Origin of the sequence: Neobacillus sp. YX16 (assembly GCF_030123505.1) — a bacterium.
Classification (GTDB): Bacteria; Bacillota; Bacilli; order Bacillales; family Cytobacillaceae; genus Neobacillus.
The window spans coordinates 3,129,786-3,141,904 of record NZ_CP126115.1; the positions used below are offsets into that span (position 1 = coordinate 3,129,786).

11 protein-coding genes and 1 pseudogene are annotated in these 12,119 nt (G+C 35.8%); 10 read left to right on the forward strand and 2 right to left on the reverse strand.

The features are described from left to right. Window positions 1-38 precede the first annotated feature (38 nt). Window positions 39-215, forward strand: a pseudogene (locus QNH48_RS15130) (fumarylacetoacetate hydrolase family protein); the annotation flags it as partial. A gap of 103 nt (window positions 216-318) precedes the next feature. On the opposite strand, the gene QNH48_RS15135 reads toward QNH48_RS15130, so the two are convergent. Further along, window positions 319-702: an ABC transporter ATP-binding protein gene (locus tag QNH48_RS15135; RefSeq protein ID WP_283955780.1), complete on the reverse strand. Its 384-nt coding sequence runs from the start codon at window positions 700-702 to the stop codon at window positions 319-321. A gap of 236 nt (window positions 703-938) precedes the next feature. Here QNH48_RS15135 and QNH48_RS15140 point away from each other — a divergent pair, with 236 nt between their 5' ends. The 7 genes from QNH48_RS15140 to QNH48_RS15170 all read left to right on the forward strand — a co-directional run bounded on the left by QNH48_RS15140 (window position 939) and on the right by QNH48_RS15170 (window position 8,432). Beyond that, complete coding sequence (locus QNH48_RS15140; protein ID WP_283955781.1) at window positions 939-2,846, forward strand: 3'-5' exonuclease; 1,908 nt, start codon at window positions 939-941, stop codon at window positions 2,844-2,846. 143 nt (window positions 2,847-2,989) lie between these two features. After that, window positions 2,990-4,561 (forward strand): DUF4011 domain-containing protein, encoded by a 1,572-nt coding sequence (locus tag QNH48_RS15145; RefSeq protein ID WP_283950924.1) that lies wholly within the window; start codon window positions 2,990-2,992, stop codon window positions 4,559-4,561. A 206-nt stretch (window positions 4,562-4,767) separates the two neighbouring features. After that, the gene (locus tag QNH48_RS15150; protein WP_283950925.1) at window positions 4,768-6,750 is read left to right on the forward strand and encodes an AAA domain-containing protein; all 1,983 of its coding nucleotides are present in this window, start codon (window positions 4,768-4,770) and stop codon (window positions 6,748-6,750) included. A 212-nt stretch (window positions 6,751-6,962) separates the two neighbouring features. Then, window positions 6,963-7,181, forward strand: coding sequence for a hypothetical protein (locus QNH48_RS15155; RefSeq protein WP_283950926.1), 219 nt, complete (start codon window positions 6,963-6,965; stop codon window positions 7,179-7,181). Between the two features lie 226 nt (window positions 7,182-7,407). Continuing rightward, on the forward strand, window positions 7,408-7,728 hold the full coding sequence (locus tag QNH48_RS15160; RefSeq protein WP_283950927.1) for a ribonuclease E inhibitor RraB: 321 nt from the start codon (window positions 7,408-7,410) through the stop codon (window positions 7,726-7,728). A gap of 20 nt (window positions 7,729-7,748) precedes the next feature. Continuing rightward, entirely contained in the window at window positions 7,749-7,949 is a 201-nt protein-coding gene (locus QNH48_RS15165; protein WP_283950928.1) for a hypothetical protein, read from the forward strand. Between the two features lie 294 nt (window positions 7,950-8,243). Further along, complete coding sequence (locus QNH48_RS15170) at window positions 8,244-8,432, forward strand: hypothetical protein (RefSeq protein WP_283950929.1); 189 nt, start codon at window positions 8,244-8,246, stop codon at window positions 8,430-8,432. Window positions 8,433-8,585: 153 nt separating this feature from the next. On the opposite strand, the gene QNH48_RS15175 is transcribed toward QNH48_RS15170, so the two are convergent. Further along, window positions 8,586-9,803 carry an IS110 family RNA-guided transposase gene (locus QNH48_RS15175; RefSeq protein WP_283950930.1) on the reverse strand — a complete coding sequence of 406 codons (1,218 nt, stop codon included), beginning with the start codon at window positions 9,801-9,803 and terminating at the stop codon, window positions 8,586-8,588. A gap of 480 nt (window positions 9,804-10,283) precedes the next feature. Between QNH48_RS15175 and QNH48_RS15180 the strand changes: the two genes are divergently transcribed. Together QNH48_RS15180 and QNH48_RS15185 are read left to right on the forward strand one after the other, a co-directional pair. Next, the gene (locus QNH48_RS15180) at window positions 10,284-10,568 is read left to right on the forward strand and encodes a hypothetical protein (protein WP_283950931.1); all 285 of its coding nucleotides are present in this window, start codon (window positions 10,284-10,286) and stop codon (window positions 10,566-10,568) included. A 490-nt stretch (window positions 10,569-11,058) separates the two neighbouring features. Further along, entirely contained in the window at window positions 11,059-11,727 is a 669-nt protein-coding gene (locus QNH48_RS15185) for a DNA alkylation repair protein (protein ID WP_283950932.1), read from the forward strand. The last annotated feature ends 392 nt before the right edge of the window (window positions 11,728-12,119 follow it).

A 12,119-nucleotide genomic window follows, 5' to 3' on the forward strand; every position in this document is an offset into this window, starting at 1 on the left:
AAGTTATTAACAAATAAACCCCGATAACCGGTATCGATAGATTAAATAGTTCTACAGATTTAATGATCATATCAATTAGCAAAATGATATCCTATCTCTCAAATGTGATGACTCTGAAACCTGGAGATGTCATTCTTACCGTTAGTCCTGTGGGTGCTGATCTTGTCGATGAAGGGGATACTATTAGAATAGAAACTAAGAAACCTAATTTATAAAAACCGTCGGAACCGTCCCCTTGGTCCTTCGCTAAATGATTTTTTCTCTGACAATATGTCAAAAAATCCTCGAGCCCTAAATGGATTCGAGGATTTTTTTGATTTATTTCTTTTTAAGTACACCCTTTTTCACGAGATTAATAAGGGTACCCTTATTCTTGTAACGATTATAGGCAATTAATCTATTTAAATCTTTAATGGTTAGCTTGGTTGGATCGATTGCCAGTTCAAATTCCTCTTTTACTTTTTCAATCAACGATAGTGCATATTCGATTTGCTTTGCTGATAAGGTGTAATCTTCATCCTGGATGGGAACTTGGTTTCCTTTATCTGAGATTGTGGTTTCTAATGCAGCAGCATGTTCCTTTAGCTTTGCGTCTACTAATGCCTCCACTTCTGCTTGACTAATTGATTGATATTGAGAAGTACTCGTAGGTTGAGTAGTTTTAAATAGCTTATCTATTATTCCTTTAAACAATATATTCACTCCGCTTTCTGTGTGTCCTAACATTTATTTACCTAGTCTTATTTTCCTATAATACTATTAATAAATTAAGTTAAAGTAAAAAACAATCCCTTTGGGGGCTATTTGTTAATTTTGGTAGAAAATAGTCAATAAATATGGGATATCTCTTACGTAATTAGAAGTTTTTTGTAATATTATGGGTAAAATATCCTAATTGTAGTATAATGGAGAAAATTGCAATTTTTGGAGCGGTTGTTATGGCAATTACGATTCCCGAGACAATTCGATCATCTGCGACAACAGGAGAGAGGCTGTTTTTTCGAACGCTTAAGACCATTTTACCAGATGATTACATTGTTTATTTTGAACCTGATATTCAAGGAAGAAGACCTGATTTTGTCATTATTGGGCCTGACCTTGGCATTGTCGTCTTAGAAGTGAAGGATTATACGAAGAATACACTTTTTCAAATTAATCATGATGAATGGCATATTGTTACTACCTCTGGAGAACAAGCGGTCATTAAAAGTCCGATGAAGCAGGCAAGGGACAATATGTTTCATGTGGTTGATACATTAAAAAAAGATAAGAGTCTGATTCAGTTAGAGGGTAAATATAAATTTCAATTAAAGTTCCCTTATGGCCATGGTGTTGTTTTTACACGAATGAATTCAAAGGATTTTATTAAGGATGGCTTATATTCGGTTATAGAACCCAATCTTAGTTTAACGAGAGATGAAATTGACCCAGACAAAGAGGGATTTTCAGAAGAAATATTAATGGAAAAGATCCTCAATATGTTTGTCGTTCCATTCCGATTAAAGGAATCGCTATCCATAGAGGACATCAACGCTATTCGATATCACTTATTTCCTGAGGTGCGGATTAGTGCTGAATACAAACCGCCTGTACCTTATCAGGACCAGCTTTTGTTGTCCTTGCATGATATTAAGACCATGGATCTTCACCAGGAGAATTTAGCTAAACAAATTGGAGATAAGAACCGCTTAATACGTGGCGTTGCTGGAAGCGGCAAAACGATCATTTTAGCAAGCCGGGCAAAGATGTTATCAAAACAAAATCCAGACTGGAAGATTCTCATTCTCTGCTACAATATTTCTCTTTCAAATGCGATTCAGCAAATGATCCATCATATGCTCAATGAGCCTGAGGATCTGTTTGATTTTGATCCGAATGCGAAGTCTATACAAAATGAGAATATCATAGTCAGGAATTTTCACTCCTGGTTAAAGAACGATTTAAGGATAAGGGAACAGCAGCTTTCAGATATCATAGAAAAACTAGAAAGAAATGAAGCGATTCTACCTACATATGACGCCGTTTTGATTGATGAAGGGCAAGACTTTGAAGCTGACTGGCTCCGATTGGTTAGTTTACTAATTAATGCAGATACACAGTCTCTACTACTAGTAGAGGACCGCGCTCAAACCATTTATCAGCGGAAGCGCTCCTATTTGCAGGATACGGGCTTAAGTTTTCAAGGAAGATCAAAGGTTCTGTCCATCAATTATCGCAACACCCAGCAGATTGTAAAGTTTGCTTGGGAATTTTACCGCAAGCATTCGATGTTTAAAAATAAAGTAGTCAATCGTGAACTAGAGGGTGAGATCATTGCACCTCAGAGTACGAAGCGAAAAGGTCCTGAGCCTGGTATCGTAAAGGCAACGACTTTTTTTGAGGAAATGAGAATAGTTGCTCGCTCCATAAAGAAATTACATATCGAGAAAAAAGTCCCGCTACAGGACATCCTCATTCTTTACCGAGTTAAACGGACACATAAATATCCTATTATTGATATTATCAAGCGTTCTTTGAAGGATGAAGGATTACCTTACTTTTGGATCACTGAAAACGACGTCTCAAAACGCTCTTTTGCAAAAGATGATGGTAGAGTTAAAATTAGTACCATTGATAGCAGTAAAGGATTAGATTTCCGAGCGGTTTTTATCGTTAATGTGGACTCTATGCCGTTTCCGCTTGAGGAAAATAAAGAAAGGGAGGTTTCACTTCTTTACATTGGGATGACAAGAGCAAAGGAATTTCTTTGTTTATCCTATTCTGGTGAATCTGAATTTACGCATTATTTAGATAAAGTTAATTTAGAAAGAAAACAAGTAAAGCAAGGTGTTGAGAAGGTTAATTAAAAGTTTTATATCGGTATTTATAAAAGCAATGCACATATATTATTGATATTGTATTGCTTTTTATCATGGAATTAAACACGTAGTAGAAACGAATAGTAATATAAAGGGAATTGGAACAGCGTATATGGGAAAGAGGGCTGGTAATGAAAGACAAATTAATACATATGAGGGATAAGCTAAATGATATCAGTCGACGTAATCGATCCATTCGATTATTGAAGCTTTATAACAAGTGGAGTTTTGATTTAACAGAATTGGATACCTTAAACAGGCTGTCAAAGGAAAGGGCCAGTGTCTCGGTTGTAGAACAAATTATAAATCAGTCTAAGAATGAAGTCATTCTATTGAAGCCAACTGTTAGCAATGAAACCTCAATGAATCTTTCTAGAAAACTAACGGATTTATATAGAAATATTAAGGGAATTGAAGATGAAACAGGAATACATGATTTTTATTTGGGATTCCCATTTTTATCTGGGATGTTGTCAGATGGGACGTTTTTCCAAGCTCCTTTATTTTTGTACCCGTTAAGGCTTGAAAAAAATAATGTTAACGCACAAAAATGGGTACTCAAATTGGATGATAGTGGTCCCCAAATCAATCGGACGTTATTTTTGGCGTTTAAGAAGCTGAACAACCTATCTTTTAATGAGGAATTCTTTGAACAAGCTGCCGAAATATCGACCCAGTATAACTACGAAGAATGGCTTTCATTTTTAAAGAAGTTTGAAATGAATGTCTCATTTAGTCCAAAAGGTCTATCAAAACTGAAGGAATATAAAAGGGAAGAAGTACCAACAGTTGCTGGTCTAACGATGTTGGAGAATGCGGTAATTGGAAATTTTCCACAGGGAGGATCGTCACTCGTTAAAGACTATGAGGAACTCATTACTCTTTCTGAAGAAAGTGATTTATCGTTAGCTGGTGAACTTATTGAGCCTCGAGATGTAGAATTTGAGGTTGAAGGAGAGCAGCTACAGCCAGGGAACGAAACAAAAATAGATGATACCGAGGTATTAAACCTCTTGCAAGCGGATGGTTCACAAGAAGAAATCATCAAAGATGCACGTTATAAAAAAGGGCTTGTTGTGCATGGACCGCCTGGAACAGGGAAATCTCAAGTAATTGTTAATCTCATCACTGACGCTCTTCAACAAGAAAAGAAAATACTTGTCGTTTGTCAAAAGCGTGCTGCATTGGATGTCGTCTACCAACGAATTGATGGATTGGGATTAAGTAACCACGTTGCTCTCGTTCACGATGAAAAAAATGATCGGAAAAAACTGTACGCAAAAGTTGGCGCTGTTCTAGAGCAAAATCAAGTTTCGTTTGAAAATGCAATCAATCATTTATCATCTACCTCTAAAAAATTATCTACTCAAGAAGAGTTATTAAACAGTATCGCTGATGCTCTGTATCGTTACCAAGACTTTGGATTAAGATTATATGATTTATACGGTTTAGCCAGGCCAGTTGGAGAGACAACACAAATACTTGATCTACATACTGTTCTTCCTGAATTAAATAAAGATCGATTAGTCGATATAGCAGAAAAAGTCTACACCTATGCGGAGTGGTTTGAACGTTTTGGTGATGAAGACTTTCCATTAAAAGAGCGAAAAACTTTTTCCCATTTTAATATGAAGGAAAAACTGGAAGCGATTGAGCTTTTAAATGATGTGATTGATAAAGCAAAAAAGCTATTGAATACCTAGATTCACTTGACCATGAAAAAGTTACCCCAGGATACACGTGGCTTATTGAAGGTAAATTAGACAAGATCTATCCGGATATCGAGGATGGGGCAAAAAGAACGTTACAAGGTTTAAGACTTTGGTGGTGGACCTCCGTTTCCGGAAAGAACATCATTGATGAATTACTTGAGGGTGAAAAATTTAAAGGGATAAGTTCTCCTGAATGGATGAAGATCAAAAAATCTTTAGTAATCATGCAGCAGTTGGGTAAAGTGACGAAAGCAATGGCAGATGAAGTAGAAAAGCTAGAAAAATTTCTAAATCAATCAAAAGTAAACAGCCTAAAAACGAGAATTTCAGAAGGGGACATTCCATTAAATGAACTAGATAAAATGGTTGAATACATCCATCGCGATTTTGAAGAACTGCAGCAAATGGATATATTTTGGAATAACTGTTCAGAGGTAGAAAAGAAGGTTATCCTTCTCCTCCAACAGAAAACAGCCAATAATGAATTAACACTTTCAGATTATTGGGTTGATTTATTGAAGAATTCTGCCTATATTCATTGGATTGATCAAACGGAAAAGAGAAACCCACAGGTTCAAAAAATTTCAACCAATGAATTTTCAAGAATAAGAGAATCTTTTGCAGCGCTCATCGAAGAAAAAAGGAAGGTTGGTACTCAGTTCCTTATTCATAATCTGACAAAAAAAGTAGAGACTGTTCAAAACCAGCATTCAAGGAATATTAGAGAGTTAAAACATCAAGTCGGGAAAAAGAAACAAGTTTGGCCCCTAAGAAGATTAGTAAACCAATTTGCTGGCAATGGTCTTGTCGATATATTGCCAGTATGGCTTGCTTCACCAGAAATCGTTTCTTCTATTTTTCCATTGCAGGAAGGATTATTTGATTTGGTTATTTTTGATGAAGCTTCCCAGTGTACTGTGGAAAGCGGAATACCAGCCGTTTACCGAGCAAAACAAGTGATTATTGCTGGTGATGAAAAGCAGCTTCCACCTTATAACTTGTTTCAATCTTCATTTGTTAATGATGATGATGACGAAGAGGAATACGATACAGATGAGTCCACTAGCCTGTTAAATTTAGCTAAACGAAGGTTCTCCGAGAAACTGCTTCAATGGCATTATCGTTCTAAATATGAAGAGTTGATCAATTATTCCAATCATGCGTTCTATAATGGTCATGTACAAATTGCACCGAATGTTGTTCCATTTAAAAATCCACCTGCGATTAAGTGGAAAAAAGTCAATGGACGGTGGATTAACCAGTCAAATGAAGTGGAGGCAATAGAAGTTGTTGCCATTCTTAAGGATATATTAATAAACCAACCTGGTAAAACGGTCGGAATTATTACCTTTAACTCAAAGCAGCAAACGAAAATACAGGATCAAATTGATAAGCTATTAGGTGAGGACGAGGTATTCAGCGCTGTTTATAATCAAATGTTGACAAGAGATTTAGATGAGCGAGTTTTCGTTAAAAACATTGAAAATGTCCAAGGGGATGAACGGGACATCATTCTCTTTTCTATTGCTTATGCGAAAAATGAGGAAGGTAAAGTTTATAATCGTTTCGGCATGCTAAATCAAAAAGGTGGAGAAAACCGGCTTAATGTTGCTGTCACTCGAGCTAAAGAAGGCATTACCGTTGTTTCAAGCATTGAGCCGGAAGAATTGAATGTGGCAAATACTTCTCAAATGGGTCCGAAATTACTAAAAGCCTATTTAAAATATGTAAGAGCTGTTTCAAATTCACAAGTTGACCAAATTAATGCTGTTGTCCAAGAAGTGAATGAAAATGTAAATACCCATGTCCAGGTGAAGGAACTGCATTTTGACTCTCCGTTTGAAGAGCAAGTGTATCATCAGCTGAGAAACCTTGGATACGAGGTCACGACTCAAGTAGGAATGTCAGGATACCGAATTGATATGGCCATTGTCCACCCACATGATTCATCCCGTTATATTTTAGGAATAGAGTGTGACGGCGCCATGTACCATAGTACAACGAACGCCAAGGAGAGAGATGTTTACAGGCAGCGCTTTCTAGAAAGCAGGGGCTGGACGATTGAACGGATTTGGAGCCGGAACTGGTGGAGGAATTCTTCAGCAGAGATTGAAAGAATCGATCAGAAAGTGAAGGAACTTTTGAAAAGAGATGTTGTTCGAGAGAGAGTTGTGAAATAATAAATAAGCAAATTGCCCGATAACATGAAAATTTGGTGTATCGGGTAATTTGATTTTTTACATCAATCAATCTTACTTGTACAAATCAATATAAATTCCAGTTATACATTACTGATATTTAAACAACTAGTTTAGAAGCTTTTATTACGGCGGATATTAATATTGAGGTTGATTTGCCTGTTAAAAGAGGAATACAAAGAGGAGGAACGAAAATGAACCTTAATGAAGAAACGATCTCGTTTTCAGCAAATAAGAAATGGCTTGCTATTCCTGCAGATATGCGCAAACAACTGGAACGAAATGTTTGGTGTAGTTTTTGTAGTGATGTTGTTCAAATTGAAAATTATGTCGGCAAAGAATCTCCTCCAGGTATTGTTCTTGAGGGGAGCTGTAAAAAATGCGGAAAAGATGTGGCCAGATTTATTGAGTAATATTACATTACTTTATGATTATAGAATATTAAGTTCCATTAACATTGATTGATTACATTGTTATTGGAGTTTTTTTTTGTATTATTTTGATATTGATTTGTTTTAGTATGGTATTTTCCGAATTGCCGTTGTGGCTTTAAATCTTTTTGAACAGATGGTTAGTCGAAAAGAAATTAGTGAATTATAATGATAACCATGAATGTACTAGAATATGGAGGAAAAACGAATGAAATTTCCAAATGATGCTAATGGAGATGCTTTACATAGTCTATATAAAGATGGATTAGATTTTAAAAAACAACAATCAGTGGACTTTTTTGTTTCCGTGCCTGATAAAGCAACAGGTGAAAAATTATCGCAAGTACTAAAGGAAGAAGGATTCAATTGTTTCTTAGAGCAGGACGATGAAACTGAGGAGTGGGCATGTTGTTGCTCTAAAAGAATGTTATTAAATTATAATGACTTAATTCAAATACAGAACAAATTAAATAACTTAAGTAAGCCACATGGTGGTTATTCTGACGGTTGGGGCGTTTTTGTGGAATAAAAGGATTGAGGGAATCCACCTTGGGAGGAGCCATATTTGAGGAATTTATTAAGGAGGTAAAAAAAGGTAGAGATGAAGGTAGAGAAGAAGGTAAGCATGAACGAATTCTAGAGTTAGCTAAAAAAATGATAAAAAGAGGAGACGATGATCAAACAATCATTGATTTCCTTGAGATAACAAATAAAGAATTAAGGGAAATCAAACTTCAAATCAATAGATAACGATATTAAACCAGCCTTATGGCTGGTTTTTGTTTTGTGGTGTTGAGCATTAAGACGGACTTATCAATGAGTTGCTAAGGAAGAGATATAAAAATAATAGATGAGAAGTTGTTTCACTTTTAGTTAATATATTAAGAGCTACTTAATAAAATTAAACAAATGAAACATACCTAGAGTCTCTCTTAAGAAACGTTACATTTTTCTTCGAAAACACCAATCGTGCCATTTCTTTATTAAAGGTCTGTATTGAAGATATAATAGAACCATATTATTCATCAGAAAGGGATGATAACGATGATGAAATTATCTTTTAGTGGTTTAAAATATGGAGAACGTGATGTGGAACTAAAATTAATGGTGGATGTACAAAATGATTGGTTTGAGGTAACGCATACCAAGGAAGTGTCTCAAGTAATGAATAAGTCAACTGGTAAATATATTCAAGTACATCGAAACACCTTGAAATATGAGGTTGTTTCATAGTACGAAGAAATTGGGAAGAAAGTAATTAAGCTACCATGAAAATTAACTTCTGTGACATTCGAAAAATGGCAATACTTAAATAGACGCAGCTCATTCATCTTTTTAAAAGGGGAGAGCGTCTGATCTTTGGTGGTTATATATTTGTTTAGTGGATTAGGAAGCCTCTGTTATTGTAACTGTATAACCTAAGTTTTCTAGTCTTCGAACCGAATGGCGTACAATTGAAACCTGTCTTTGTTTATCGAAGTAGTCTTCGCCTAAGTCTACATACATTTCTTTTCTAGTTAACAGGTAATATGCGATTCGCAATATCGCATGGGCAACTACTATAGCTGCTCTTTTTTTGCCTTTTCGTCCTGCTGTTCGACGATACAATGCACCAAGATAGTTTTTTGAACCCCTGACTGATTGAGCTGCTTCAGTTAATGCTGATCTTAAATACTTATTTCCTTTTTTAGTTTTAGTTGATTTTCTTTTCCCAGCACTTTCATTATGTCCAGGTACTAGGGCTGCCCATGAACAAAGATGAGCCGCAGTTGGAAATTGTTTTTTAACATCAGTACCGATTTCAGCTAGGATTTGTTCAGCCATTCTTCTGGCGATTCCAGGAATCGAATCCAGTCTTTCAATATCTTCTTCATAAGAGCTAACTCGTTTGGCTATCTCTTGATCTAACATTTCAATTTGCTCAGTTAGGAAATCAATGTGAGTTAAAATCGTTTTGAGCATTAATCGTTGATGTGGGTTAACATAGCCCTGAAGTGCTAATTCAAGTTCTTCTTTTTTCTTTTTCATTGTACGACGAGCGAAGTTTGCTAGTTTCTCAGGATCATCCTCGCCATCGGCTATAGCTCGAAGCATATCCTTTGAGGAAACACCCATAATATCAGATACAACTGAACCGAGTTTGATATTGGCTCCTTCTAAAACTTTTTGAACCCGATTATGTTGTCTTGCACGTTCTTCTATAATACTACGGCGATAACGGACAAGTTCTCGAAGTTCCCTTTGAGTCCGATTTGGAATGAAACTAGCTTTGAGTAAACCATGGCGAAGAAGTTGTGCAATCCATTCGGCATCTTTAACGTCGGTCTTACGACCTGGGAGTGCCTTCATATGTTGGGCGTTCACAACTAAAAACTCAATTCCTTCAGATTCTAGTAGATTAACAATAGGTTTCCAATAAACACTTGTACTTTCCATTGCGACATGGGTGCATTGATGTTCCTTAACCCAGTCTATTAACTTGAGTAGAAAAACTGTTTTTGTAGAAAACGTTTGAATCTCCTTTCCATCAGGTGTCAAAATACACGCAGTGATATTATCCTTATGAACATCCATACCACATGCTCTTTCAATGATTACATCCATTGAAGTTCTTCCTTTCTAGGCTTGTAAGATTGGGGGCTGGTGCAACAATCAGAATAAGGATTAATCTACCATGAGTGCTTCCCGTAAGGGAGCGACAGTTTGTGATGCACCATGGTCGTTGGAGTCAGACTAACGGATGGGCTCTAACGCACCAAACTTAAACGACCTTCCTCTCCCAGCCTTAGAACAAGTATGGACGGATTCAATACATTTTCATTCTTTGTGGTGAAGAGCTTTTTTTTAGCGATTCATGGATGGCTAACGGGGGCGTTGAACCAAGAAGGATTAACGCTTCTTTTTGTTGAATCTTATTGAACTAACGAAGAAGGTTTGTTCAATAAGAAATCATAAAAGGAGGAGCATTTACTATAAAATAAGATTTAACCTATTAGTGTCTAATAAAAAAGTAATGCAAAAAATTGAGATGATGCACATTAGTATTATTACACGACATAAATAAAAATATATGGAGGTATAGTTATGTGGGTAATATTAGGGGGTATTGCAATAGTAATAACACTTATAAATCTTTATATGTATAAAGCAGGAAAGGATTATAAGCTTGCTATGGCGATGGGATTATCGTTTACAGCATTAACACTTTGTGCATATTACAGTCTTGTATCAGTGTGGGTAGAAGTGGAAGATTGGGCAGCTTTAATGGATGTAGTACCTGGTATGGAAAGGGCATTATGGTTTTTGACAATTGTTTCTATTATACTAAATATAGCACCTATACTTTTAGAACGAAAAGGTAAGAAATAATGACTTATTGTCACATCTTTAATATAATATGCTATTGTGTATGTCTTATGTATAACTAACGGGGGCGTTTCTTTAAAAAGGAATGCTCTTTTCGTATCCAATTAAAAGGAAGTAAATGTTATTATTAAATTGTCTCTGTTAAAACTGAATGTTGATTTCACTGTGTTTGGAAAATAAACGGAGTTTTTCCGTTTATTTTAGGAAATACAATTAATTCCTTAAAAATAAGCGGAGTTTTTCCCTTATTGTATCCAAATCCTTGGATTTTGTCTTATTTAAAGTAATTAACCGGAATATCTCCGCTTATATCTGCTTCCTACGCTTCCTCTATATACAATAGCCGGAAATTATCCGCCTATGAATTCTCAACCCTACACGAAAATCAACAATGAATAATAACAGAGCAATTAAATTAAAGATGGTTGCTCTTCTATTATAGGTGGAGAAAGCTTTAATACGATATAGTGCTTTTATAAAGGAGCTGTATAAAATGAATGAATATAATGGTACAGAAATAAAACGCTTTTCAAAAGCAGAAAATATTCTACCTCAGATCAATAGTAAAACTAAGCTAGGCGACTTACGAAAAATCGCGAAGGACATTAAAAAAGATCACGAACTAGCTATGGAACTTTGGTCAACCGAAGAGTATTTGCCCAGACTATTAGCAATCTTAATTATGGACAAAAAACTTCTTTCACAAGATGTGCTAAATAAGCTTGATAAGGATATGCAGACACACACTTTTGATGAGCGAACTAACTTAATGGATTGGTTAATGGCTAATCAGCTCACCAAAGACAAGAAGACAAGTGGATTGATGGAGTCATGGGAAAACAGTCCTTCTGCTCTTCAAAGGCGAGCTTTCTGGTATTATCAAGCGCGATTGAGATGGACTGGACAAACACCGCCTGATAACACCGCATACTTGCTATCTGCATTAGAAGCTAATATTACGCAGGAAGAACCGGAAGTTCAATGGGCTATGAATTTCACCGCAGGCTGGATAGGCGTTTATGATGAAAAGAATCGTGCACGGTGTATTAAACTTGGTGAGAAAACGGGTCTTTACAAAGATGAAATAGTAGCAAAAGGATGTACTCCCAGCTATTTGCCGGAGTTCATTACGATTGAAGTTAACAAACGACATAATAATTAGTAACCTCTGAAAAATTCATTAGGGAAAATAAAGGAATTCAAAGCCTCAATATGAAAATTGTAATAGGCTTGGACCGAAAAATAAAGAAAACAAAGCGTTATGGGTGCTAGTTAGTGAAATATGCAAGGAAGATGTAAAGGATTAACCCACTATCTCTTTTTGATCTGTAGGGTGCTTATCTTTAAGAAGAACAACTTTCCAGCTGCGCAGTACAAGGATACTATGCAATACACACTCATTAAGAGACGATTATGCTTTGCGTAATCGTCTTTCTTTTTGTATAAACACTAAAATCCCTGTCAAGATACGAAACTATCCTATACTATTAATGTATTTTTGGCATTTGAATAGGTAATCCTTAGTTTACAAATAAAAACTAAGGAGAGTCGATT